This is a genomic window from Sphingomonas sp. CCH21-G11 (assembly GCF_001555965.1).
In the GTDB taxonomy this organism is placed as follows: domain Bacteria; phylum Pseudomonadota; class Alphaproteobacteria; order Sphingomonadales; family Sphingomonadaceae; genus Sphingomonas.
This window is the reverse complement of record NZ_LSHX01000042.1, coordinates 13,079-35,227: the sequence shown is the minus strand read 5'-3', so window position 1 is coordinate 35,227 and position 22,149 is coordinate 13,079. Positions and strand designations below refer to the sequence as shown.

Here is a 22,149-nt window from a genome sequence, read left to right as displayed (position 1 = left end):
AAAGACCGACGCGGGAATAAATCCCGCGTCGTCGGTCGCGGTTTGATGCCGCGCCGGCCGGCCGAGCCGCCGCACGCGCGCTTCGCTTTGCGCGCAACGGTCGGCAACGGAGTTGCCGACCTGCCGCTTCGGCTACAGCTTCTCCGTCAGCTCCGGGACGACCTTGAACAGGTCGCCGACCAGGCCGAGGTCCGCGACCTGGAAGATCGGGGCGTCCTCGTCCTTGTTGATCGCGACGATCGTCTTGGAATCCTTCATGCCGGCCAAGTGCTGGATCGCACCCGAAATGCCGACCGCGACATAGACTTCGGGGGCGACGATCTTGCCGGTCTGGCCGACCTGATAGTCGTTGGGGGCATAGCCCGCGTCGACCGCCGCGCGGCTGGCCCCGACGCCGGCGCCGAGCTTGTCGGCGAGCGGATCGATCAGCGCGTGGAACTGCTCTTCCGACCCCAGCGCGCGACCGCCCGAGACGATCACCTTGGCGCTGGTCAGCTCGGGCCGCGCCGACTGGGCAAGCTCGGCGGAGACGAAGTTCGACAGGCCCTTGTCGCCGGTGGAGGCGACATTCTCGATCTCCGCGCTGCCGCCTTCGCGCGCGGCCTTGTCGAACGCGGTGCCGCGCACGGTGATAACCTTCTTGGCGTCCGACGACTTGACCGTCGCGATCGCCGCGCCGGCATAGATCGGGCGGGTGAAGGTGTCGGGCCCCTCGACCGACAGGATCTCGGAGATCTGCATGACGTCGAGCAGCGCGGCGACGCGCGGCGCGATGTTCTTGCCGCTGGTGGTGGCGGGGGCCACGAACACGTCGTGATGGCCCATCAGCTCGGCGGCGAGCGGCGCGACGTTTTCCGCCAGCCCATGGCCAAAGGCCGCATCGTCGGCGACATGCACCTTGCTGACGCCCGCGATCTTCGCGGCTTCGCCGGCAACCGCGCCGACATTTTCGCCCGCGACGAGCAGATGGACCTCGCCCAGCTTGCCCGCAGCGGTCACCGCGGCGAGCGTGGCATCCTTGACGGACTGACCGTCATGTTCGACCAGAACCAGAGTCTTCACTTCGCCACTCCCATCGCCTTCAGCTTCGTCACCAGCTCATCGACATCGGCAACCTTGACGCCTGCCTGGCGCTTGGGCGGCTCGGCGACCGACACGACGGTCAGCCGCGGGGTCAGGTCGACGCCGTAATCGGCCGGGGTCTTCTGCGCGAGCGGCTTGGACTTCGCCTTCATGATGTTGGGCAGCGAGGCATAGCGCGGTTCGTTGAGCCGCAAGTCGGTGGTAACGATCGCCGGCAGCTTGAGCGATACGGTTTCGAGGCCACCGTCGATCTCGCGCGTGACGGCCACGGTCTCGCCGCTCACCTCGACCTTGCTGGCAAACGTGCCCTGCGCCCAGCCGAGCAGTGCGCCCAGCATCTGGCCGGTCTGGTTGTTGTCGTCGTCGATCGCCTGCTTGCCCAGGATGATCAGGCCGGGCGCCTCCTCGGCCGCGATCTTGGCGAGCAGCTTGGCGACGCCCAGCGGCTCGACCGGGCCGTCATGCGTGACCAGGATCGCGCGGTCGGCGCCCATGGCGAGCGCGGTGCGCAGCGTTTCCTGGGCCTTGGCTTCGCCCACCGAAACGACGACGATCTCGGTCGCCACGCCCTTTTCCTTCAGGCGGATGGCTTCCTCGACCGCGATCTCGTCGAAGGGGTTCATGCTCATCTTGACGTTGGCCAGGTCGACGCCCGACCCGTCGGCCTTCACTCGGGGCTTTACGTTATAGTCAAGCACGCGCTTGACGGGCACCAGCACCTTCATTGCACTCTCCTCGGCGCTTTCAACGCGCCAGCGATGTTAATTGCAACAAGTCCAAAAGTGAAAATCAGCACGCTTATGATGAGTGCCGATCCTCGAAATTCAACGGGTTCACTCGCGGCGGCCAGCGGTATTCCGACAGTTCCTGCCACGAACAATGCGATGAGCAACCACTTCACGAGACGAGCGCCAAAAATCAACACGACGATCGGGCCGATGATGGCGACGGTCAATAGTAGTAGGGACGCAATGCCACTGACCATTCCCATTCACGCCGCCCGCTTCACTTCCGCCACGATCTTCTGTGCCGCATCGCCCAGGTCGTTCGCCGGCACGATTGCCAGGCCCGAATTGGCCAGGATCGCCTTGCCCTGTTCAACATTGGTGCCTTCGAGGCGGACGACCAGCGGGACCGACAGGTTCACTTCCTTGGCCGCGGCGACGATCCCTTCGGCGATGATGTCGCAGCGCATGATGCCGCCGAAGATGTTGACCAGGATGCCCTTCACCGCCGGATCGCTCAGGATGATCTTGAATGCGGCCGTCACCTTCTCCTTCGATGCGCCGCCGCCGACGTCGAGGAAGTTGGCCGGGAACATGCCGTTGAGCTTGATGATGTCCATCGTCGCCATGGCGAGGCCCGCGCCGTTGACCATGCAACCGATGTCGCCGTCGAGCTTGATATAGGCGAGGTCGTATTTCGAGGCTTCGAGCTCCGCCGGGTCCTCCTCGGTCTCGTCGCGCAGGTCCATCAGGTCCTTGTGACGGAACATCGCGTTCGAATCGAAGCCGACCTTGGCATCGAGCACCATCAGCTTGCCGTCGGTGGTGACCGCGAGAGGGTTGATCTCGATCTGCGCGGCGTCGGTGCCCAGAAACGCGTCGTAGAGCTTCGATGCGGTCGACGCGGCCTGCTTGGCGAGGTCGTCGGTCAGGCCGAGCGCGGCGGCGACGGCGCGGCCGTGATGCGGCATGAAGCCGGTCGCGGGATCGATGTCGATCGTGTGGATTTTCTCCGGCGTGTCATGGGCGACGGTTTCGATGTCCATGCCGCCCTCGGTCGAAACGACCATGCCGATCCGGCCGCTGGCGCGGTTGACGAGCAGCGCGAGGTAGAATTCGCGATCGATGTCGACGCCGTCGGTGACGTAGAGGCGGTTGACCTGCTTGCCGGCCTCGCCCGTCTGGATCGTGACCAGCGTGTTGCCGAGCATCTCGCTCGCTGCCGCGCGCACCTCGTCCTCGGTGCGGGCGAGGCGGACGCCACCCTTGGCCTCGGGCGGCAATTCCTTGAACTTGCCCTTGCCGCGCCCACCGGCATGGATCTGGGCCTTCACCACATAAAGCGGCCCCGGCAGCTTCTTCGATGCCGCCACGGCCTCCTCGACGCTCATCGCGGCACGACCGGCGGGCACGGGCACACCGAACTTCGCCAGCAGTTCCTTGGCCTGATATTCATGGATGTTCATGGGGTGCGGCCTTCCTCGATCAGCGCGGGTGATTGCGGTGGCCTAAAGCACAGTGGCGGGCGTGAATCAAACCCGTGCCGGGGGAAAGACGCGTGCGTCCGCCGGCCCGATCAGCGCGCGATGCCGGTGGCGCACAGCGCCGCCGAGCTTGACGTAACGGCAAGGATTTCGGGGTCGCGCAATGCGCGCACCCGGCGAAGAAATTCGCCGACATCGCGCGACTCGTCAGCATCGGGCAGGTCGCCGAGCCGCGCGAGCTGGGCGAGCGACAGCCGGTCGACCATCCGTTCGGCCATGCAGGCGGCGAGCGCCGGCCGTACCCCGGCGCGTTGCAGCCCGCTGCGCAGCCGGGCCTCCGGGACGGCACAGCCGGTCAGGGCGAGCAACGCGGCCGCAAGCGTGGCAACACGCATCACCCGGGCTTCAGGACGTCTCGCGTTCATCGGACGGCATCGCTATATCGCGCTCATGCAGCTCGCAACCGGCCTTCTCATCTTCGTCGCGACCATCCTGGGTATGGAGGGATTCGCCTATGTCGCGCATCGCTGGCTGATGCACGGGCCGGGCTGGTTCCTGCACGAAAGCCATCACCGCCCGCGCACCGGCAACTGGGAGCTGAACGACCTGTATTTCGTGCTGTTCGCGACCCCGTCGATCACGCTGCTGGTGGGTGGCGTCTATGCCGGCTGGCCGGAATGGACGCTATGGGTCGGTGCGGGAATCGCGGGCTATGGCGCGATCTATCTCGGCTTTCACGACATCATCGTCCATCGTCGGCTGAACCACCGCTATCTGCCGAAGTCGGCCTATATGAAGCGGATCATCTCCGCCCACCGGCTGCACCATGCGGTCGAGACCAAGCACGGCACGGTCAGCTTCGGATTCCTGTGGGCGCCGAAGCCCGAGGCGCTGAAGGCCGAGCTGAAGCGGCGTGGCCGCGCGGGTGTCCGCGCGCCGGTGCGCGTCAATCCGGCGGTGCTGGACGAAGTCGAGGCGTGAGCATCGCCGACTGGCTGGGGCGCACGCTGTTCCTGATCGTCAGCGGGCTCGCCACCTTTGCGTTGATCCAGGCGATCGCGTCGCTGTCGGCGACGACACCCGTCGGTGCCGGGGAAGGCGCCACCGGCAACAGTGTGTCGATGCCGGTACCCTCCGCACCCGACGCGCCACTGCTGACCGACGGGCGTGCCGGGGACGAAGATGCAGCGCCGACGCCGCCGTCGCCGGGCGAGCGGCCCGTCGCGATGTCGGGTGCCGCACGCGACGGCGCGATCGAGCGGATCGCGCGCCTGCTGGAAACGCTGACTTATGCCGTGCTGGCGTTGGCCGGGTTCGTGGCGGCGGGCGTGCTGGTGCTGCTGCGGCTGACCGCCGGCCGCGGCTAATCGAACAGGCTGGAGACCGACGCTTCCTCGGCGATGCGGCGGATCGCCTCGGCAAGCAGCGGCGCGATGGTCAGATGGCGGATCCGCTGCGCGCCGGTGACGATCGCATGGTTGCCGATCGAATCGGTGATGACCAGCTCCTCGAGCGCCGAGGCATCGACGCGCGCCACCGCGCCGCCCGACAGGACGCCGTGCGTGCAATAGGCGACGACCCCTTCCGCGCCCGCCGCCTTCAGCGCCGCCGCGGCGTTGCAGAGCGTGCCGGCCGAATCGACGATGTCGTCGATCAGGACGCAGAACCGTCCCGCGACGTCGCCAATGATGTTCATCACCTCCGATTCGCCGGGTCGCTCGCGGCGCTTGTCGACGATGGCGAGCGGCGCGTTGCCGAGCCGCTTGGCGAGCGCGCGGGCACGCACCACGCCGCCGACATCGGGGGAGACGACCATCAGGTTCTTGTCGCCGAAGCGCGTCTCGATGTCGGCGGACATCACCGGCGCGCTGTAGAGATTGTCGGTCGGGATGTCGAAAAAGCCCTGGATCTGGCCGGCATGGAGGTCGACCGACAGCACGCGATCGGCCCCGGCGACGGTGATGAGATTGGCGACCAGCTTGGCCGAGATCGGGGTGCGCGGCCCCGGCTTCCGGTCCTGGCGGGCATAGCCGAAATAGGGGATGACCGCGGTGATCCGCTTGGCCGACGCGCGTTTCAGCGCGTCGATCATGATCAGCATCTCCATCAGATTGTCGTTGGCGGGATAAGCGGTGGACTGGAGGACGAACACATCCTCGCCACGCACATTTTCCAGCACTTCGACGAAGATTTCCTCGTCGGCGAAACGGCGCACATTGGCCGCGGTCAACGGCAGTTCCAGATAGCCCGCGATCGCCTCGGCAAGGGGCGGGTTCGAATTGCCGGCCAGCAGCTTCATGCCGACGCGTCTCCATGACAGTTTGGGGTCTGCGCCCCCTTTAGCGTGCTTTCACGCGACGGGAAGGGGGCGCGGCAGGGAGCGACCTTGCTCGGCACGCAAAGCCCCGACCTGTATCTCCTCGTCACCCCGGACTCGTGCCGGGGTGACGGAGGGAGACAGAACAAGGGAAGGCCGAGGGCGGCGGGTCTGCGAACGGACTGCGCACCCGGCGCGCTGAATTGCGAATTGCCGCGCGGACGCCTGCGGCATAGAGCGCACGCCCATGACGATCATCACGCGTTTCGCGCCCAGCCCGACCGGGCAGCTGCATGTCGGCAACCTGCGCACCGCGCTGCTCAACTGGATGGCGGCGCGCCGTGCGGGCGGGCGCTTTCTTCTGCGCATCGACGATACCGACGCCGAACGGTCGCGCGAGGGCCATGTCGTGGCGATCCGCGACGACCTGGCCTGGCTGGGCATGCGTCCGGATGCCGAAGTGCGTCAGTCGGATCGCTTCGCGCTTTACGAGCGGCGGTTCCGCGAGCTCGCGGCGGCCGGGCACGTCTATCCCGCCTATGAAACGCCCGAGGAACTCGACCTCAAGCGCAAGGTGCAGCTCGGGCGCGGGCTGCCGCCCGTCTATGATCGCGCCGCGCTGAAGCTGAGCGATGCCGATCGCGCGCGGCTGGAGGGCGAGGGCGTGCGTCCGCACTGGCGTTTCCGGATGAATCATGACGGCCCGATCGTCTGGGATGACGGCGTGCGCGGGCAGCAGCGTTTCGACCCCGCGCTGATGAGCGATCCGGTGGTCCGCCGCGCCGACGGGTCGTGGCTCTACCTGCTCCCCTCGGTGATCGACGACATCGACATGGGCATCACCGACGTGGTGCGCGGCGAGGATCACGTGACCAACACCGCCGCGCAGCTGCAGATGTTCGCCGCGCTGGGCGCCGCGCCCCCGCGCTTTGCGCATGTCGCGCTGCTGACCGGCGCGGAGGGCAAATTGTCCAAGCGGCTGGGCTCGCTGGGCTGCGACCAGTTCCGGCTGGACGGCATCGAACCGATGGCGATCCTGTCGCTGCTCGCGCGGATTGGCACCAGCGATCCGGTCCGGCCCTTTGCCAGTGCAGAGGCGCTGGCGGAGCAGTTCGACCTGTCGCACTTCGGACGTGCGCCCGCGCGCTTCGACGAGGCGGAGCTGGCGCAGCTCAACGCCCGGCTGATCCATCAGCTCGACTATGCCGCCGTCCGCCATCGGTTGCCCGACGGGATGGACGCGGCCGCGTGGCAGGCGATCCGCCCCAATCTGGAAAGGGTGGCCGACGCCGCCGACTGGTGGCGCGTGATCGAATCGGCGCCGGCGATCGGCGCGATGGCTGAAACGGACCGCGACTTTCTTCGCCGCGCCGCCAAAATGGCGGGAGAGATCGACTGGTCGAACGCGCCCTGGGCGGCGCTCACCGCCGGGCTGAAGGCGGCAACCGAGCGCAAGGGGCGCGCGCTGTTCCTGCCGCTGCGCCTGGCGCTGACCGGGCGTGAACACGGCCCGGACATGGCCGAATTGCTGCCGCTAATCGGTCGTGACCGCGCGATCGCGCGGCTCGCCGCCGCTGCCGGCTAGACCCGGCGTACGGCCGCGCACCGCGTAACCCTGGTCGAACCGGGGGCACCGCCACTGCCACGCTGCAGCGCGTCATGTAATTCTATATCATCGGATGACGAGATGATGTAACATTGCACTTCCTTGAGGCGTGGGAGATGCAAGATGGGTGCAGGCTATCTGGGCAGAAAGCGGATCGATCCGGTCGCGCTGGCCGGCGCGTTCGCACTGAGTGGCGGCATGGTCGTGGTGATGATCGCGATCGGTGCAGTCGACGCGACGAAGATCATCGATCGCACAACGAAGACGATCTTCGTGCCGCTCGACCCCGTGCCGCCCGAACCGCTGCCCAAGCCGGTGGAGCGCAAGATCGAGACCCCCGCGCCGCCCGCCGGGCCGATGATTCGCGAGCCGATCGTCAAGCCGGTCGAACCCAGCCCCAATCTGCTCGACACCGACGCGGTGCCGCCGACGGGCGATGTCTTTCCGGGCAGCGGGATCGAAGGCGGCACCGGCACCGGCGCGGGCACCGCGATCGAACCGGTCAAGCCGGCGCCGGTGTTCGTCGATGCGCAGGTGGATCCCCGCTATGCCGACGCCTTCCAGCCGATCTATCCGTCGCGCGAACGCTTCGCGGAAAACGAGGGACGGGTCACGGTGCGCGTGCTGATCGGCACCGACGGAAGGGTCAAGGCGGTCGAGCGCAGCTTTGCGACCAGCGATGCGTTTTTCGACGCGACGCGCGACCGCGCGCTCAGATACTGGCGGTTCCGCCCGGCGACGCGCGACGGCGTCGCGGTGGAGGCGTGGCGTGAGATGACCGTGCGCTTCCAGCTCGAAAGCTGAGCTTGCCGGGGGTGCAGTTGCGCGGGGCTGGCCTCAACGGCTCCGCCACCCTATCTTGGCGCACGATGTCGTTTCTCCGATCCCTTTCGCCGTTGCGCGCCTGGCGCGACCTTCGTCGCTTCCTCGCGTTGCGCAAGCCGCACGAAATCGGGTTCATGGTGATCTCGTTTGCGGTGACCGGCACGATCCTGTTCGCGCTCTACAAGGATGCGGCGATCCCGCCGACGTACAAGCGCGACGTGCTTTATGTCGAAAGCTGGCCGCTCAGCCGCACCGACCGCGAGATCATCGACCGGCAGAAGGCCGATCTGATCGCCGAGAAGAAGCGAGCGGCCGAGCTGCGCGCCCGTCAGCTGAAGCGCCAGGCCGAGTTCAAGCGGCTCGACGACCGGCTCGAGCGGCTCGGCATCTGAACGCAGGCGACGATCGGCGCTGGCTGGCCGCGGCGGCGGCGCTGGCCGAACGCGCGCGGGTGCGAAGCGCACCCAACCCGGCGGTCGGCTGTGTGATCGTGCGCGACGGCGTGGTCGTCGGGCGCGGCTGGACCCAGCCGGGCGGCCGCCCCCATGCCGAAGCGCAGGCGATCGAACTGGCGGCCGCACGGGCGAAGGGGGCGACGCTTTACACGACGCTGGAGCCGTGCGCGCATGCCTCGCCGCGCGGTCCGACCTGCGCCGACCTGATCCCCGCGGCGGGCATCGTCCGCGTCGTCATCGGTGTCCGCGACCCCGATCCGCGCACCGACGGCAGGGGGGCGGCGCGGCTGAGCGACGCCGGGGTCGACGTCGTACTGCTTGACGATTCCGCCTCGCGGCGCTCGCTGGCCGGGTTTCTCACCCGCCAGCAGCTGGGTCGTCCGCACGTCACGCTCAAGCTCGCGCTGTCGCTCGATGGCGGGGTGGCGATGGCGGACGGGCGCAGCCAGTGGATCACCGGCGAGGCGGCACGCGCGCACGCGCACGTCGAGCGCAGCCGCCATGACGCCATCCTGGTCGGGCGCGGCACCTTTGACGCCGATCGCCCGCGCCTCGACGTACGGCTGCCCGGGCTTGCGTCGCGATCGCCGGCGCGCATCGTGCTGACCCGCCATCCTTTGCCCGATGATGCGGCGGGCTGGACCGCGATCGACGCGGTCGAGCGGATCGACGCATTGCCCGGCAATCATCTGATGGTCGAGGGCGGCGCGGTGACGGCGGCGGCGTTCCTCGCCGCCGGCCGGGTCGACCGGCTGCTGATCTATCGCGCGCCGATCGTGATCGGCGGAGCGCGCAGCCTGCCCGACATCGGCCTGACCGACCTGAATGCCGCGCACGGCTGCTGGCAGGCGCACGACACGCGGATGCTTGGCAGCGACCGGGTCGAGGTCTACGAGCGCGTCAGGAATTGAGGGAAGCGATGTTCACCGGCATCATCACCGATATCGGCACGGTCCGCACGGCGGAGGATCGCGGCGACCTGCGCCTCGTCATCGACACCGGCTACGATATGTCGTCGGTCGATCTGGGCGCGTCGATCGCATGTTCGGGCGTGTGCCTGACCGTCGTCGACAAGGGCGCGCCGGCGATGGGCGCGCAGGGCATCGGCGGCTGGTTCGCGGTCGACGTGTCGGGCGAAACGGTGTCACGCACTGCCGCGCACCAGTGGCGCGCGGGCGCGCGGCTCAACCTGGAGCGCGCGATGAAGCTGGGCGACGAGCTGGGCGGGCATATCGTCACGGGCCATGTCGACGGCGTCGGCGAAGTCGTATCGGTGACGCCCGAGGGCGGATCGCACCGCATCGTCATCCATGCCCCCGCAGCACTCGCGCCGTTCATCGCCGCCAAGGGCTCGATCACCGTCGACGGCGTGTCGCTGACCGTCAATGCGGTCGAGGATGTGGCCGACGGCACGCGCTTTGGCCTGAACATCATCCCGCACACCGCCGCCGTCACCACGATCGGCGATTTCGCAGCCGGCCGGCCCGTCAACCTGGAGATCGACGTGCTCGCCCGCTACCTGCAACGCATGGAGCATTATCGTGCAAGAGGCTGAACTGTCGCGGCTGCGCCACGCCTTTCTTTCGACGCCCGAGGAAATCATCGACGAGGCGCGCAACGGGCGCATGTTCATCCTGGTCGATGACGAGGATCGCGAGAATGAGGGCGACCTGGTCATCCCGGCGCAGATGGCAACGCCCGATGCGATCAATTTCATGGCGCGCTACGGCCGCGGCCTGATCTGCCTGGCGATGACCAAGTCGCGGATCGACGAGCTCGGCCTCGACCTGATGAGCCGCAACAACGGCACGCGGCACGAAACCGCCTTCACCGTGTCCATCGAGGCGCGCGACGGCGTCACCACCGGCATTTCGGCGGGCGACCGCGCGCGCACCATCTCGGTCGCGATCGACGCATCGAAGGGCCGGGACGAGATCGTGACGCCCGGCCATGTCTTTCCGCTGGTCGCGCGCGAGGGCGGGGTGCTGGTGCGCGCCGGTCATACCGAAGCCGCCGTCGACGTCGCGCGCCTGGCCGGGCTCAACCCGGCGGGCGTGATCTGCGAGATCATGAAGGACGACGGCACGATGGCGCGGATGGACGACCTGGTCGCCTTCGCCCAGCTCCACAACCTCAAGATCGGAACGATCCGCGACCTGATCGCCTATCGTCGCCGCCACGACCATCTGGTCGAGCGCCGCGCGGAGGCCAGGTTCGTCAGCCAATGGGGCGGCGAATGGACCGCGATGACCTTCTGGAACAAGGCGACGGGCAGCGAACAGGTCGCGCTGGTCAAGGGGCGGATCGATCCGTCGCAGCCGGTGCTGGTCCGCATGCACGCGCTCAACCCGTTCGGCGACATTTTCGGCGAGGAAGGCGACCGCGCCGGCCTGTTGCGCCGGTCGATGGAGATGATCGGCGAAGCCGGTGCGGGCATCGTCGTCGTTATCAGCCCGACCCGGGTCGATTCCTTCTCGGTCGCGCTTCAGGCCCGCATGGGGGCGCTCGCGCCGCGCGACATGGAGGAGTTGCGCGACTATGGCGTCGGCGCGACCATCCTGACCGAACTGGGCGTGCGCGAGATGATCCTGCTGACCAATACGCACCATACGATGGTCGGGCTGGACGGTTATGGCCTGTCGATCGTCGGCGAACGGCCGATCGATTGCGGCACGGGGGAGTGAGGTAAATGGCGAGGCTGCTGATCGTCGAGGCGCGATTCTACGACCATCTGAACGACCTGCTGCTGGCGGGTGCGCGCGCCGCGATCGAGGGGGCGGGGCATGCCCATGAGACGGTGACGGTGCCCGGCGCGCTGGAAGTGCCCGGCGCGGTGGCGCTGGCGGTCGAGAGCGGGCGTTACGACGCGTTCGTCGCGCTCGGCGTCGTCATCCGCGGCGAGACCTATCATTTCGAGATCGTCGCGGGTGAAAGCGCGCGCGGGCTGATGGCGCTCAGCATGGACGGCGTCGCGATCGGCAACGGCATCCTGACCGTCGAGAACGAAGCCCAAGCGCTGGTCCGCGCCCGCCCCGACCAGAAGGACAAGGGCGGCGAGGCGGCCAAGGCGGCGCTGGCGATGCTGGAATTGCGCCAGCGGCTGCAATGAGCGAGCCGGTTCTGTTCACCGACCGGCTGGTGCTGCGCCTGCCGCAAGCATCCGACCTGGACGGCTGGGCCGCGTTCGCGGCGGACGAGGCGACGATGCGCTTCCTGGGCGGCACCAAATCGCGCGCGGAGGCATGGCGCGAGCTGGCGGCAATGCGCGGCGCGTGGTCGATCCGCGGCTTTGCGATGTTTTCGGTCGTCGAGCGCGCGACCGGGCGCTGGATCGGCCGGATCGGGCCGTGGCAGCCCGAGGGGTGGCCGGGCACCGAAGTCGGCTGGGGCGTGACTCCGGAGGTCGCCGGGCGCGGCTACGCGCATGAGGCGGCGGTCGCGTGCATGGACTATGCGGTCGACATCCTCGGCTGGGATCACATCATCCACACCATCGATCCCGACAATGCGCGGTCGATCGCGCTCGCGCGACGCCTCGGGTCCGAAAATGGCGGCCCGGTGACGCTGCCGCCGCCGCTCGACCGGTTCCGCGTCGATGCGTGGGGGCAGAGCGCGGCGCAGTGGCGGGCCCGCCGCGCGGCATGACCCCGGGGCGCTAAACGCTCGCTTTGCCCCGCGCTTCGTGGCACGGGTTGCGAATGGTTCGCATCCTTTACCTGACTGCGGGCATCATCGCGCTGACCCTGGGCTTTATCGGCGTGTTCCTGCCACTGCTGCCGACGGTGCCGTTCGTCATCCTGGCGGCCTTCTGCTTCGCGCGGTCGAGCCCCCGCTTCGAGGCGTGGCTGCTCGACCACCGCCATTTCGGCCCGCCCATTCATGCGTGGCGGCGCAACGGCGCCATCCCGCGCTATGGCAAATGGATGTCGACCGCGATGCTGGGGGGCAGCGGGGTCATCGGCCTTTTCCTGCTGCCCGGATATTGGCGATTCGTGCCGATCAGCGTGGCGGTGATCAGCGGGTTGTGGATCTGGTCGCGCCCCGATTCGTGACGGGCGGGCATAGCCTCGATCTCAGCCGGATTGTCGCCCCGGGCTCGACCGGGGCCCCGCGCCTTCACGCGCGGAAAGCGAGAGCGGGACCCCGGCGCAAGGCCGGGGTGACGAGAGATGGGGTGGATCAGGCTCGCGTTTCTCGACTTCGCTCGAAACGAACGGGTGGTGCAGAAACTGAATCGGGGAGACCGCCTCAGCTGCCTTGATCGCTCAAGCCGCCTCCGCCAGCACCGGATAGTCGGTATAGCCTTCGGTGCCGCGGCTGTACCAGTGCGCCACCACGTCGGGCGTCAGTGCCGCGCCCGTGCGCAGCCGATCGACCAGATCGGGGTTGGAAATGAAGGGCCGTCCGAACGCGATGCCGTCCGCCAGCCCGGCGTCGAGCGCGGCCTGCGCGTTGTCGCCGCGATAATCCTGGTTGAGGATCAGCGGGCGCGTGAAGACGCGGCGGATCGCCGGGCCGACCTTGGGCTGGTCGGTGCTGCCGAACGTGCCCTCCTGGCCGACCTCGCGCAGCTCGAGGAACGCGATGCCCTGGTCGTCGAGCCATTTGGCGGCGGGGACGAACACCGATTCGGGGTCGCTGTCGATCACGCCCTGCGTATCGCCATTGGGGCTGAAGCGCACCGCCACCCGGTCCGCGCCGACCGCGTCGATCAGCCGCGCGACCGCCTCGCGCAACAGGCGTGCGCGGTTTTCCGGGCTGCCGCCATAATCGTCGTCGCGCAGGTTGGCGCCGTCGCGCAGGAACTGGTCGATCAGATAGCCATTCGCGGCATGGAGCTGGACGCCGTCGAACCCGGCGGCACGCGCGTTGCGCGCCGCGCGCGCATAATCGTCGAGGACGCGGGCGATGTCGTCCAGCGTCGCGGCGCGCGCCATGCCATAGCCGCGCTTCGCCTTCTCGCTTTCCTCGAGGCTGAGATAGGTGCGCACCGCGCCGGGCGCCTGGGTCGCGGACGAGGACAAGGGAGCCGCGCCGTCGAGAAAATCGGGATGGACCAGCCGGCCCATGTGCCACAATTGCGCGAAGATGCGCCCGCCGGCGCGGTGGACCTGTTCGACCACTGGCTTCCATCCTTCGGTCTGCGCGTCGGTCCACAGGCCCGGCGCATAGGCCCAGCCGAGCCCTTCGCGGCTGATGCCGGTCGCTTCGGTGATGATCAGGCCGGCGCCGGCGCGCTGGGCATAATAGTCGCCCATGATCGCGGTGGGCACGTGTTCGCGCGTCGCGCGGCCGCGGGTCAGCGGCGCCATCAGCACCCGGTTGGGCGCGCGCACCGCGCCGAGATCGATCGGGTCAAACAGGCTGGGCATCTTGGATCGTCCTTTCGATTTCCCGTTGCACGCTGCGGGAGATAGTCGACTAAGGGCCGCGATGCATCCGCCGCCGCCGCCAAGAAATACTGTTTCGCCGCCAAGCCGCAATCCGGTGTTCGGCGCCGTCCTCGCGCTCGTCGTCGCGAACGGCGCGCTGGCGTTCGGTCCGTGGCTCGTCCGCCTCGCCGACACCGGGCCGGTGGCGTCCGCGTTCTGGCGGATCGCGATCGCGACTCCGCTGCTGCTCGCGGTGGCGATCGGGCGACACCGTGCGGCGATCCTGCGCCTGCCGGCGATGCTTTGGCTCACGCTGCTCGTGTCGGGCGTGGCCTTTGCCGCCGACCTTGCCGCCTGGCATGTCGGCATCCTGCGCACGACGATCGCCAACGCCACGCTGTTCGGCAATTCGGCCTCGCTGATCTTTCCCATCTATGGATTCGTCGTCGCGCGCGCCCTGCCCGCGCGGGGCCAGGCGATCGCGCTTGGCCTCGCCCTGGCGGGGGGCGCGCTGCTGATGGGTCGGTCGGCGGAATTGTCGCCGGACAATCTGGTCGGCGACCTGCTGTGCGTGCTGGCCGGGGTGCTCTACGCCGTCTATTTCATCGCCATGTCGGGGGTGCGCGCGCGGCTCGACGCGGTGCCGGCGCTGGCGCTGTCCGGCGTTGCCAGCGTCGTCCCGCTTCTCGCCTTCGCGCTCGTGCTCGGCGAGCGTATCCTGCCTGGCGACTGGACGCCCCTGATCCTGCTGGCGCTGTGCAGCCAGATCGTCGGCCAGGGCCTGATGATCTATGCGCTCGGTCATCTCAGCCCGCTGGTCATCGGCATCGGCCTGCTGATTCAGCCCGCGGTCGGCGCGACGATCGGCTGGCTGGCCTATGGCGAGCGGCTGGGTGCACTCGACCTGGTCGGTGCGACGCTGGTCGCCGCCGCGCTCGTGCTCGTCCGGCGCGAGTGGTGATCGCGCGCCACGGCCAAGGTGCGGCTTGCGCTCGTTCGCACAGCCCCTAAGTCTCGACGTCATTCATGGAGCAGCACCCGATGGCACCCACCCTGTCCCCCGACGCCACGCTCGACGAGATTCGCGCCGCGCTGGCGCCCGCGCTGCCGGGCAATGCCGCGTTCGACGGCTGGACGCCGCAGGCGGTGACCGCGGCGGCCGAAGGGCTCGGGATCGATCCGGACGTCGCCCGGCTGGCCTTTCCCGGCGGCGCGGTCGACATGATCGACGCCTGGTTCGCGTGGATCGATGCCGAGATGACCGCGCGCCTGCCCGCCGAGACGCTGGCGGCGATGAAGATCCGCGCGCGGATCGCCGCGCTGGTCGAGGCGCGACTCGATCTGCTCGCCCCCGAGCGCGAGGCGTTGCGCCGCGCGCTCGCCATTCTGGCGCTGCCGACCAATCTGGCGACCGCGGCGAAGCTCGGCTGGCGGTCGGCCGACATGATGTGGCGGCGCGCCGGGGACACCGCGACCGATTACAACCACTATACCAAGCGCGCGATCCTGGGCGGCGTCTATGCCGCGACGATCACCGTGTTCCTCGACGACGAAAGCGAGGGGCAGGCCGACACCCGCGCCTTCCTGGCGCGGCGGATCGACGGGATCATGCGTTTTGAAAAGGCCAAGGCGAAATGGCTGGCGCAGGCCGAATACCGGCCCAGCCTGTCGCGCTTCATCGGCCGGCTGCGCTATCCGGCGCGCTGACGGGACCCGGCATGATCGAGGTGGTACGCGACGCCGCAGCGATGGTCGCAGGCATGGACCCGTGGCTCGATGAACGCGTGTTCGTCTTTGCCACCTCGACCGATCCCGGCCTGAGCGCGCGAGCCGCCCCCGTCGCTATCGGCATGTTCATGGAGCCGGAGGGGTGCTCCTTCATCCTGACGGCGGATGCAGCGAGCGACCTGGGTTTTGCGATCGACCAGCCGATGCGCTGCATCTCGTTGAGGGTCTATTCGGCCCTGGACGGGGTGGGCCTGACGGCGGCGGTCGCGTCGGCGCTCGCCGCGCGCGACATTCCGTGCAACATGGTCGCGGCGTTCCATCACGATCATGTGTTCGTACCGGCGGCGGCGGCCGACGAGGCGATGGTCGTGCTCCGCGCGCTGCAGCAACGGGCCGGCGAGGCAATGACCGGGTGACGGCGCGTGACCCGACGGGACGCATGTGCGATTGGGCTGGCGTCGTCATCGTCTAATTGATAATCACTCGCAGCATGAATATCGCAGCTCCCGTCACCGCGTCGGTCCCGCTCGCCAGCATCGCGCGCGACGCCGCCGTGACGATCGTCGCGATCGACTGGACGGCGCTGTCGCCACCGGAGGCGAAGCGGCTGCGCGAATTCGGCTTTGACGACGGTGTGGGGGTAACCCTCATCCAGCGCGCAGGCTGGCTGGGCGGGCCGCTTGCCGTTCGCGTCGGACGCATGGATGTCGCGCTGCGCCGCCACGTCGCGGCGGCGATCCGCGTCGCGCCCGTCGCCGCCTGAACCCCGCCGATGAACCCCGCCCCTCTGATCGCGCTGGTCGGCAATCCCAATTCGGGCAAGAGCGCGCTGTTCAACGCCCTGACCGGCGCTCGGCAAAAGGTCGGCAACTATCCCGGCGTGACCGTCGAGCGTCATTCGGGCCGCATGGCGCTGGGCGACGGCCGGCCGGCCGAGCTGATCGACCTGCCCGGTACCTATAGCCTCGATCCCGCCAGCCTGGACGAGCGCGTGACGCGCGACGTGCTGCTCGGGCGCCAGCCGGGCGAGCGGCTGCCCGACGCGCTGCTGGTCGTGCTGGATGCGGCCAATCTCGACAATCATCTGCGCTTCGCGCTCCAGCTCAGGGAACTTGGCCTGCCGGTCGTCGTCGCGCTCAACATGGTCGACCTGGCCCAGCGCGACGGGCTGGTGCTCGATCCCGACGTCATCGCGCGCGAGCTCGACGTGCCGGTGGTGGCGACGGTGGCGGTGCGCAAGCGCGGGCTGGATGCGCTGCGCGATGCGCTGGCCGAACGCGTGCGCGCCGGGCCGGTCCGGACGCGCGTCGACCTGGACGAGGGCAGCCCCGCGCTCGACATCCGCAGCTATCAGTCCCGCGCCCGCGCCATCGCGCGCGCCGCGATCGTCTCCGAAACCCCGGTGCGGCGCTGGACCCAGCGGCTCGACCGCATCGTGCTCCATCCGGTCAGCGGCCCGGTGCTGCTGGTCGTCATCATGTTCGTGATGTTCCAGGCGGTGTTTGCCTGGTCAGAGGCGCCAATCGGCTGGATCGAGGGGGGACTGGCGATCCTGTCCGAAGTCGTGGCGGGCGCGCTGCCCGCGGGGCTGCTGCGATCCGCGATCGTCGACGGCGTGCTGGCCGGGGTCGGCGCGGTCGTCGTCTTCCTGCCCCAGATCCTGATCCTCTTCGCCTTCATCCTGATGCTGGAGGCGTCGGGATACATGGTGCGCGCCGCGTTCCTGATGGACCGGCTGATGGCGGGCGTCGGGCTGTCGGGGCGCGCGTTCATCCCGCTGCTGTCCTCCTTCGCCTGCGCGGTGCCGGGCATCATGGCCACGCGCACGATCAATGACGAAAAGGAGCGGCTGGCGACGATCCTGATCGCGCCGCTGATGACCTGTTCGGCGCGGCTGCCCGTCTATACGATCATCATCGGCGCGTTCATTCCCGATCGGGCGGTGGGGCCGGGCATCGGGCTGCAGGGACTGGTGCTGTTCGCGCTCTATATCGCCGGGATCCTGGGTGCCTTGGTCGCCGCCCTGCTGCTGCGCCGGACGGTGGCGAAGGGCGCGTCATCGGGATTCATGATGGAGCTGCCCAAATATCAATGGCCGCGGCTACGCGATCTGGCGCTCGGATTGTGGCAGCGCGCCAGCATCTTCCTGAAGCGCGCGGGCACGATCATCGCGGCGACGACGATCGTGCTGTGGGCGCTGCTCAGCTTCCCGCAGGCCCCCGCCGGTCGCGCGCAGGTGGAATATTCGCTCGCCGGGCGGATCGGCTCGGCGATCGAGGTGGTCGTCGCCCCGATCGGGTTCAACCGCGACATCGCGCTCGCGCTGCTGCCCGCGATGGCGGCGCGCGAAGTCGCGGTGGCGGCGATCGGCACCGTCTATGCCGTCGACGATGCGGAGGGCGAGGCCGGGCAGGCGACGATCCGCGAGAATCTGGCGCGGCGCTGGAGCCTGCCGACCGCGCTCGCCTTCCTCGCCTGGTTCGTCTTCGCGCCGCAATGCATCTCGACCATCGCGGTGGCGCGGCGCGAGACCAATGGGTGGCGCTGGCCGGCGTTCATGCTTGGCTATCTGTTCGCGCTTGCCTATGCGGCAGCAGGGGCGACCTACTGGATCGCCAACATGCTCGGACTTTAAGGAGGGACAGATGGCCGGCAGCGTCAACAAGGTGATCCTGGTCGGCAATCTCGGCCGCGATCCCGAAAGCAAGTCGTTCCAGAATGGCGGCAAGGTCGTGAACCTGCGCATCGCCACGTCGGAAAGCTGGAAGGACCGCAACACCGGCGAGCGCAAGGAGCGTACCGAATGGCATTCGGTCGCGATCTTCAACGAGAATCTGGCCGGCGTCGCCGAACGCTATCTGCGCAAGGGCAGCAAGGTCTATATCGAGGGCCAGCTCGAAACCCGCAAATGGCAGGACCAGCAGGGCCAGGACCGCTACACGACCGAAATCGTGCTGCGCCCCTATACGGGTACGCTGACCATGCTCGACGGCGCGCCCGGCTCCGGCGGGGGCGGTGGCGGCGGCTTTGGCGGCGGCGCGCGCGGCGGCGATGACTGGGGCGGCGGCGACGAATTCGCCGGTCAGTCGTCCGCACGCGGCGGTGGCGGCGGTGGCGGTGCGCGCAGCGGCAGCGGCTTTGGCGGTGCCCCGGCGGGCGGCGGCTTTCCCGACGACCTGGACGACGACGTCCCGTTCTGAATGACGGTTCGACCATCGCAGGATACTTCGTTCGCGTGCGGCTTCCGCTCACGCGCTGGCTGAGGCGTTGCGGAACCGTAGATTTCAGAAGCCCTTGGCCTGCCACGCCCCCGGAACGCAGGGTAACGGTGGAACCGGTCGTCGCGGGTCAAAAATTGCGGGTGACGCATCGAAATTGCAAGCTGAGCCGGGCACGACCCTACGGAAGCGAACGACCTGTTCATTTTTCGGACAGCTTGTTGGTTTTTGCAGTCACGTTTGGTCGTTCGGCAGCCAAAAGCGCAATAAATCAAACGCCGAAAACGCAAAAATGAAACAGATCGCGCAACTTTTCTTTATTTGCTCAAAATCCGAATTAACGTAGTGAATACTACAATTCTGGGTTTTCAGGTCGCGCCGGTTTCTTCAAATTTGTTGCGCTGATCGGGACTTCTATCACGGATACGGCAAGGCATAGCGCCTTGAAGCGGCGCCCGCGCGTCGTGCGCCCGAGCCGTCGAACTGCGCCCGGCAGCTCGCAAGAAAGGAAACAGGGCGTATGATATCCATCACAAAGCGCTACCGCGGTACGAGGCGGTCGTTCTGGTCGGCGGTCGCGCTTGCAACCGCGCCGATCGCATTCGCCGCCGTCGGTACCGTCGTCATCTCCAATGTGAGCACCGCGCCCAAGCCGGTCGATGCCGGGCCGGACCAGACGATCATGCTGCCGACCAACGAAGTCACGCTGATCGGCACGATCAATGGGGTCAGCGCGCGGTGGGTGACCCGCGCCGGCGCAGAGCGCTCGACGGTAATCTCGCCCAATTCGGCGACGACCCGGATCGTCTTTGCCCGCGAGGGCACCTACAAGTTCGAGCTGCAATCCTTCGACGCGCGCGGGCGCAAGATCGGCAGTGACAGCGTCAAGGTATTCGTACAGAAGGCGAGCACCGCGACCACCGGCTGGCGCGAGCGCATCCTGAACGCCGACGGCAGCATCAACGCGGCGGAATATCGCTACGTCGCCAGCAACATCAACACCGACGCGATCATCGACTATCGCCTTGGGCCGAAATATGCCGATTTCGACCATAGCGGCGAAGCGCCCGCGCCGACGCTGTGGGGACCGGACCAGACCGGGCAAGGCCTGTGGCCTTTTGGCTCACAACCCACCAACAATCCCGGCGAGCCGGAAAAATGTTTGCCGCCCGAGCGTCAACCGGGCAGCGATCAGGAAGAACTGGCGCGCGGATTGAAGGGCGGCGGCTGGCTGATCGGCGGTCAACTCGCCTTTGTGCCGGAAGCGCCGAGCGATCCCAATTATCGCTATGGCATCAGCAATGTTCGCACCGCCGACGGCGCCTATTTCGATACTGGCGGGCTGTGCATGCGGATGATCGCGGCGTGGAACCCCGACTGGTGGAACCGTGGCAACATCGCAACGCCTGCCCAACCCCAGATCCGCAACCTTGTCGCCGAGCGGCGCCCCGATCTGCCACTTGTGCCCGTCGCGATCGCACGCGGTCGTGCGAATGCCAGCCAGGTCAGCTTTGCTGCGTTCAAGGACGGCACGATCGCGCCGGTGGTTGTCGGCAACAGCGATCCGGAATTTTTCGACGACACAGCCATACGCCTGCCCGCAGGGATGGTCCCGACGGCGATGGCGGTGACGCCCTATAACGAGTTCTTGGTCGTCAGCGTGTGGGATACCAACACGGTATCGGGCAAGCTCGCCTTCATCGCACTGAAGCCGCGACAGATGGCGAACGGCGCGCCATGGCAGACGCCCTATACGCGCTGGTACTGGGGCACGCCTGGTGCCTGGACCAATCGCGGCATGAAACTGCTCGGCTTTACCGATCTGCCCTTTGCGGCACCGACCAGCGTCGACGTTTCCAACAACCTCGTGCTTGGCAATCCGCGGGGGTATGGCGACAATGCCGAACCGGCGCGCGGCGACCTGTCGCTGCCGTCGGCGCGCAAGCTCTGGAGCAGCATCGAGCCGATCTACTCGGTGGGTGGCAATCAAGAACTCGGCATCGAAAACCAGCAATGGAGCCAGCTGCCGTCGTCGGGCTACGCTGTTGTCGCCTCGCGGGCGGAGAACAAGGTCTCCTTCGTCGATATGACGCCGCTCTACCAATATTATCGGCAAATGTACCTGACGACGCAGGCGAACTTCGACCAGACGGTCGATCAAAGCACGACCGATCCCAACAAGTGGCCGTTCACCTTTGCAGTCGCGGCCTCGCAGCGTCCGGTTGTCGTCACGACATTGGATGTGCAGCAGCCGACGTCGGTCAGCGCGGGAGTTCAAGCCAACGGCACTTTCGGTGACCGCAGCAACTATTATTTCGAATATTTCCAGCGCAGTCCCAAGGCCGACTGGTCCGGGGTCGAGCCCGAACGCTATATCGCGCGCAGCCGCGCCTTTATCGCATCGATGGATGGAACGGTGCGCATTTTCAACGTCCAGGGTCTGAACCTGTTCGGTTCGCCCGTGGGCCGAACGGTGCCGGCACAGCCGCTTGGCCAGTTCCAGGCCGGACGTAACCCCCGCTTTGCCTATGTAAATTCGACCGCAACCGCATCAGACGATCTGTGGCTGATCAGCCGTGGCGATCGCCGCGTGACGTTCGCGTGGCCGACCGGTGATGTCCAGTATTCGTTCACCGACAGCCGTTTGGTGGATCCCGTCGGTGGCTCCCTCTCGATCAACCTCGCCGGCTATGGCGGCCGCGGTCCGGGATTAGCGACTTTCGCGCACTTCATCTCAATCCTCGATTATAGCGGGAAGTCGATCATCACCTATGGCGTCGAACCGCGACGGGAGCGCGGCGGGGGGACACCGGAAATCTACCCGTTCCGCAGCCCGACCGGGCCTGTTGACGTTCTGTGGGGATCGACCGTCCGATTTCCCGGCAAGCCGTTCATGATCGACGGCGAAGAGATCATCTGATCCCCTGCAACTTCGAACCGCCCGGTGGCCTTTGTGCCGCCGGGCGATTTTTCATCGCGTCCGGCGCGTGATAATCAGCCGATAAAGCGCCAGCAGCGCGATCGCACCGACCGTCGCCGCCACATAGGTGGCGATTTGTCCCCGGATCGCGATGCCCACGGTTCGCGCCAGAAAGCCCGCCAGCAGCGCGCCGACGATGCCGACGATGATCGTGACGATCACGCCGCCCGGGTCCTTGCCCGGCATGATCAGCTTGCCCAGCCCGCCGGCGATCAGGCCGATCAGCAGCCAACCCAGAAATCCCGGCTCCGCCATCATGATCCCCCCCCTCCCAGTCGCTTTTCCCATAGCCGGCCCTGACCCCTTCCCGCCCGCGCCGCGGCAGGGGCTCTTTGCGGCTACCCCCGAAGTGTCGC

26 protein-coding genes are annotated in these 22,149 nt (G+C 67.7%); 18 read left to right on the top strand and 8 right to left on the bottom strand.

All coding sequences use genetic code 11. From position 1 onward, the window contains the following. Window positions 1-132 precede the first annotated feature (132 nt). From AX676_RS11990 to AX676_RS11970, 5 genes are all read right to left on the bottom strand, one after another. Entirely contained in the window at window positions 133-1,062 is a 930-nt protein-coding gene (locus AX676_RS11990; protein WP_066480701.1) for an electron transfer flavoprotein subunit alpha/FixB family protein, read from the bottom strand. Further along, the gene (locus tag AX676_RS11985) at window positions 1,059-1,808 is read right to left on the bottom strand and encodes an electron transfer flavoprotein subunit beta/FixA family protein (protein WP_066480702.1); all 750 of its coding nucleotides are present in this window, start codon (window positions 1,806-1,808) and stop codon (window positions 1,059-1,061) included. Before AX676_RS11985 ends, AX676_RS11990 begins: the two co-directional genes overlap by 4 nt. Then, complete coding sequence (locus AX676_RS11980) at window positions 1,805-2,074, bottom strand: hypothetical protein (protein WP_066480703.1); 270 nt, start codon at window positions 2,072-2,074, stop codon at window positions 1,805-1,807. The genes AX676_RS11985 and AX676_RS11980 overlap by 4 nt, the downstream gene beginning before the upstream one ends. Next, the gene (sucC, locus tag AX676_RS11975; protein WP_066480705.1) at window positions 2,075-3,274 is read right to left on the bottom strand and encodes an ADP-forming succinate--CoA ligase subunit beta; all 1,200 of its coding nucleotides are present in this window, start codon (window positions 3,272-3,274) and stop codon (window positions 2,075-2,077) included. A 110-nt stretch (window positions 3,275-3,384) separates the two neighbouring features. After that, window positions 3,385-3,687, bottom strand: a complete 303-nt coding sequence (locus tag AX676_RS11970) for a hypothetical protein (RefSeq protein ID WP_066480707.1) — start codon at window positions 3,685-3,687, stop codon at window positions 3,385-3,387. A 55-nt stretch (window positions 3,688-3,742) separates the two neighbouring features. On the opposite strand from AX676_RS11970, the gene AX676_RS11965 reads away from it, so the two are divergent. Together AX676_RS11965 and AX676_RS11960 are read left to right on the top strand one after the other, a co-directional pair. Next, complete coding sequence (locus AX676_RS11965; protein ID WP_066480709.1) at window positions 3,743-4,273, top strand: sterol desaturase family protein; 531 nt, start codon at window positions 3,743-3,745, stop codon at window positions 4,271-4,273. Beyond that, window positions 4,270-4,659, top strand: coding sequence for a hypothetical protein (locus tag AX676_RS11960; RefSeq protein ID WP_066480711.1), 390 nt, complete (start codon window positions 4,270-4,272; stop codon window positions 4,657-4,659). Before AX676_RS11965 ends, AX676_RS11960 begins: the two co-directional genes overlap by 4 nt. Here AX676_RS11960 and AX676_RS11955 read toward each other — a convergent pair. Then, window positions 4,656-5,591 (bottom strand): ribose-phosphate pyrophosphokinase, encoded by a 936-nt coding sequence (locus tag AX676_RS11955; protein WP_066480713.1) that lies wholly within the window; start codon window positions 5,589-5,591, stop codon window positions 4,656-4,658. The genes AX676_RS11960 and AX676_RS11955 overlap by 4 nt on opposite strands. A 265-nt stretch (window positions 5,592-5,856) precedes the next feature. Between AX676_RS11955 and gltX the strand changes: the two genes are divergently transcribed. From gltX to AX676_RS11910, 9 genes are all read left to right on the top strand, one after another. Continuing rightward, window positions 5,857-7,194 carry a glutamate--tRNA ligase gene (gene gltX, locus AX676_RS11950; protein WP_066480716.1) on the top strand — a complete coding sequence of 446 codons (1,338 nt, stop codon included), beginning with the start codon at window positions 5,857-5,859 and terminating at the stop codon, window positions 7,192-7,194. Between the two features lie 144 nt (window positions 7,195-7,338). Beyond that, window positions 7,339-8,019, top strand: coding sequence for an energy transducer TonB (locus AX676_RS11945; protein ID WP_066480717.1), 681 nt, complete (start codon window positions 7,339-7,341; stop codon window positions 8,017-8,019). A 65-nt stretch (window positions 8,020-8,084) separates the two neighbouring features. Next, on the top strand, window positions 8,085-8,432 hold the full coding sequence (locus tag AX676_RS11940; protein ID WP_066480718.1) for a hypothetical protein: 348 nt from the start codon (window positions 8,085-8,087) through the stop codon (window positions 8,430-8,432). A gap of 59 nt (window positions 8,433-8,491) precedes the next feature. After that, window positions 8,492-9,406 carry a bifunctional diaminohydroxyphosphoribosylaminopyrimidine deaminase/5-amino-6-(5-phosphoribosylamino)uracil reductase RibD gene (ribD, locus tag AX676_RS11935; RefSeq protein WP_231726090.1) on the top strand — a complete coding sequence of 305 codons (915 nt, stop codon included), beginning with the start codon at window positions 8,492-8,494 and terminating at the stop codon, window positions 9,404-9,406. Window positions 9,407-9,414: 8 nt separating this feature from the next. Then, entirely contained in the window at window positions 9,415-10,050 is a 636-nt protein-coding gene (locus tag AX676_RS11930; protein WP_066480719.1) for a riboflavin synthase, read from the top strand. Beyond that, complete coding sequence (gene ribB / locus AX676_RS11925; RefSeq protein ID WP_066480721.1) at window positions 10,037-11,179, top strand: 3,4-dihydroxy-2-butanone-4-phosphate synthase; 1,143 nt, start codon at window positions 10,037-10,039, stop codon at window positions 11,177-11,179. Before AX676_RS11930 ends, ribB begins: the two co-directional genes overlap by 14 nt. Window positions 11,180-11,184: 5 nt before the next feature. Next, a complete protein-coding gene (gene ribH, locus AX676_RS11920) occupies window positions 11,185-11,604 on the top strand; it encodes a 6,7-dimethyl-8-ribityllumazine synthase (protein ID WP_066480723.1) in 420 nt (139 codons plus the stop codon). After that, on the top strand, window positions 11,601-12,140 hold the full coding sequence (locus AX676_RS11915) for a GNAT family N-acetyltransferase (protein WP_066480728.1): 540 nt from the start codon (window positions 11,601-11,603) through the stop codon (window positions 12,138-12,140). The genes ribH and AX676_RS11915 overlap by 4 nt, the downstream gene beginning before the upstream one ends. A 53-nt stretch (window positions 12,141-12,193) precedes the next feature. Beyond that, on the top strand, window positions 12,194-12,547 hold the full coding sequence (locus AX676_RS11910; protein ID WP_066480730.1) for a YbaN family protein: 354 nt from the start codon (window positions 12,194-12,196) through the stop codon (window positions 12,545-12,547). A gap of 213 nt (window positions 12,548-12,760) precedes the next feature. On the opposite strand, the gene AX676_RS11905 is transcribed toward AX676_RS11910, so the two are convergent. Then, window positions 12,761-13,867, bottom strand: coding sequence for an alkene reductase (locus AX676_RS11905; RefSeq protein ID WP_066480732.1), 1,107 nt, complete (start codon window positions 13,865-13,867; stop codon window positions 12,761-12,763). 61 nt (window positions 13,868-13,928) lie between these two features. Here AX676_RS11905 and AX676_RS11900 point away from each other — a divergent pair, with 61 nt between their 5' ends. The 7 genes from AX676_RS11900 (at window position 13,929) to AX676_RS11870 (ending at window position 21,733) form a co-directional block, all read left to right on the top strand. Then, on the top strand, window positions 13,929-14,828 hold the full coding sequence (locus AX676_RS11900; protein ID WP_066480734.1) for a DMT family transporter: 900 nt from the start codon (window positions 13,929-13,931) through the stop codon (window positions 14,826-14,828). A gap of 65 nt (window positions 14,829-14,893) precedes the next feature. Then, the gene (locus AX676_RS11895; RefSeq protein ID WP_066480735.1) at window positions 14,894-15,574 is read left to right on the top strand and encodes a COQ9 family protein; all 681 of its coding nucleotides are present in this window, start codon (window positions 14,894-14,896) and stop codon (window positions 15,572-15,574) included. A gap of 11 nt (window positions 15,575-15,585) precedes the next feature. Beyond that, window positions 15,586-16,011, top strand: coding sequence for an ACT domain-containing protein (locus AX676_RS11890; protein ID WP_066480736.1), 426 nt, complete (start codon window positions 15,586-15,588; stop codon window positions 16,009-16,011). Between the two features lie 74 nt (window positions 16,012-16,085). Next, window positions 16,086-16,358: a FeoA family protein gene (locus tag AX676_RS11885; RefSeq protein WP_066480737.1), complete on the top strand. Its 273-nt coding sequence runs from the start codon at window positions 16,086-16,088 to the stop codon at window positions 16,356-16,358. A 9-nt stretch (window positions 16,359-16,367) separates the two neighbouring features. Continuing rightward, window positions 16,368-18,230, top strand: a complete 1,863-nt coding sequence (gene feoB / locus AX676_RS11880; protein ID WP_066480739.1) for a ferrous iron transporter B — start codon at window positions 16,368-16,370, stop codon at window positions 18,228-18,230. 10 nt (window positions 18,231-18,240) lie between these two features. Then, window positions 18,241-18,795: a single-stranded DNA-binding protein gene (ssb, locus tag AX676_RS11875; protein WP_066480743.1), complete on the top strand. Its 555-nt coding sequence runs from the start codon at window positions 18,241-18,243 to the stop codon at window positions 18,793-18,795. Between the two features lie 538 nt (window positions 18,796-19,333). Beyond that, a complete protein-coding gene (locus AX676_RS11870; protein ID WP_066480745.1) occupies window positions 19,334-21,733 on the top strand; it encodes a PKD domain-containing protein in 2,400 nt (799 codons plus the stop codon). A gap of 51 nt (window positions 21,734-21,784) precedes the next feature. Here AX676_RS11870 and AX676_RS11865 read toward each other — a convergent pair whose 3' ends face one another. After that, window positions 21,785-22,051, bottom strand: a complete 267-nt coding sequence (locus AX676_RS11865) for a GlsB/YeaQ/YmgE family stress response membrane protein (RefSeq protein ID WP_156437769.1) — start codon at window positions 22,049-22,051, stop codon at window positions 21,785-21,787. Window positions 22,052-22,149 lie beyond the last annotated feature (98 nt).

Excerpts from the sequence above, each read along its gene's own strand:
- ribH (WP_066480723.1), top strand. The coding sequence starts at position 11,185 with ATGGCGAGGCTGCTGATCGTCGAGGCGCGATTCTACGACCATCTGAAC.
- AX676_RS11985 (WP_066480702.1), bottom strand. The coding sequence starts at position 1,808 with ATGAAGGTGCTGGTGCCCGTCAAGCGCGTGCTTGACTATAACGTAAAG.
- AX676_RS11945 (WP_066480717.1), top strand. The coding sequence starts at position 7,339 with ATGGGTGCAGGCTATCTGGGCAGAAAGCGGATCGATCCGGTCGCGCTG.
- sucC (WP_066480705.1), bottom strand. The coding sequence starts at position 3,274 with ATGAACATCCATGAATATCAGGCCAAGGAACTGCTGGCGAAGTTCGGT.
- AX676_RS11940 (WP_066480718.1), top strand. The coding sequence starts at position 8,085 with ATGTCGTTTCTCCGATCCCTTTCGCCGTTGCGCGCCTGGCGCGACCTT.
- AX676_RS11965 (WP_066480709.1), top strand. The coding sequence starts at position 3,743 with ATGCAGCTCGCAACCGGCCTTCTCATCTTCGTCGCGACCATCCTGGGT.
- AX676_RS11930 (WP_066480719.1), top strand. The coding sequence starts at position 9,415 with ATGTTCACCGGCATCATCACCGATATCGGCACGGTCCGCACGGCGGAG.
- AX676_RS11905 (WP_066480732.1), bottom strand. The coding sequence starts at position 13,867 with ATGCCCAGCCTGTTTGACCCGATCGATCTCGGCGCGGTGCGCGCGCCC.
- AX676_RS11870 (WP_066480745.1), top strand. The coding sequence starts at position 19,334 with ATGATATCCATCACAAAGCGCTACCGCGGTACGAGGCGGTCGTTCTGG.
- AX676_RS11955 (WP_066480713.1), bottom strand. The coding sequence starts at position 5,591 with ATGAAGCTGCTGGCCGGCAATTCGAACCCGCCCCTTGCCGAGGCGATC.
- feoB (WP_066480739.1), top strand. The coding sequence starts at position 16,368 with ATGAACCCCGCCCCTCTGATCGCGCTGGTCGGCAATCCCAATTCGGGC.
- AX676_RS11900 (WP_066480734.1), top strand. The coding sequence starts at position 13,929 with ATGCATCCGCCGCCGCCGCCAAGAAATACTGTTTCGCCGCCAAGCCGC.
- AX676_RS11865 (WP_156437769.1), bottom strand. The coding sequence starts at position 22,051 with ATGATGGCGGAGCCGGGATTTCTGGGTTGGCTGCTGATCGGCCTGATC.
- gltX (WP_066480716.1), top strand. The coding sequence starts at position 5,857 with ATGACGATCATCACGCGTTTCGCGCCCAGCCCGACCGGGCAGCTGCAT.
- AX676_RS11910 (WP_066480730.1), top strand. The coding sequence starts at position 12,194 with ATGGTTCGCATCCTTTACCTGACTGCGGGCATCATCGCGCTGACCCTG.
- ssb (WP_066480743.1), top strand. The coding sequence starts at position 18,241 with ATGGCCGGCAGCGTCAACAAGGTGATCCTGGTCGGCAATCTCGGCCGC.
- AX676_RS11890 (WP_066480736.1), top strand. The coding sequence starts at position 15,586 with ATGATCGAGGTGGTACGCGACGCCGCAGCGATGGTCGCAGGCATGGAC.
- AX676_RS11915 (WP_066480728.1), top strand. The coding sequence starts at position 11,601 with ATGAGCGAGCCGGTTCTGTTCACCGACCGGCTGGTGCTGCGCCTGCCG.
- AX676_RS11885 (WP_066480737.1), top strand. The coding sequence starts at position 16,086 with ATGAATATCGCAGCTCCCGTCACCGCGTCGGTCCCGCTCGCCAGCATC.
- AX676_RS11980 (WP_066480703.1), bottom strand. The coding sequence starts at position 2,074 with ATGGGAATGGTCAGTGGCATTGCGTCCCTACTACTATTGACCGTCGCC.
- AX676_RS11970 (WP_066480707.1), bottom strand. The coding sequence starts at position 3,687 with ATGCGTGTTGCCACGCTTGCGGCCGCGTTGCTCGCCCTGACCGGCTGT.
- AX676_RS11895 (WP_066480735.1), top strand. The coding sequence starts at position 14,894 with ATGGAGCAGCACCCGATGGCACCCACCCTGTCCCCCGACGCCACGCTC.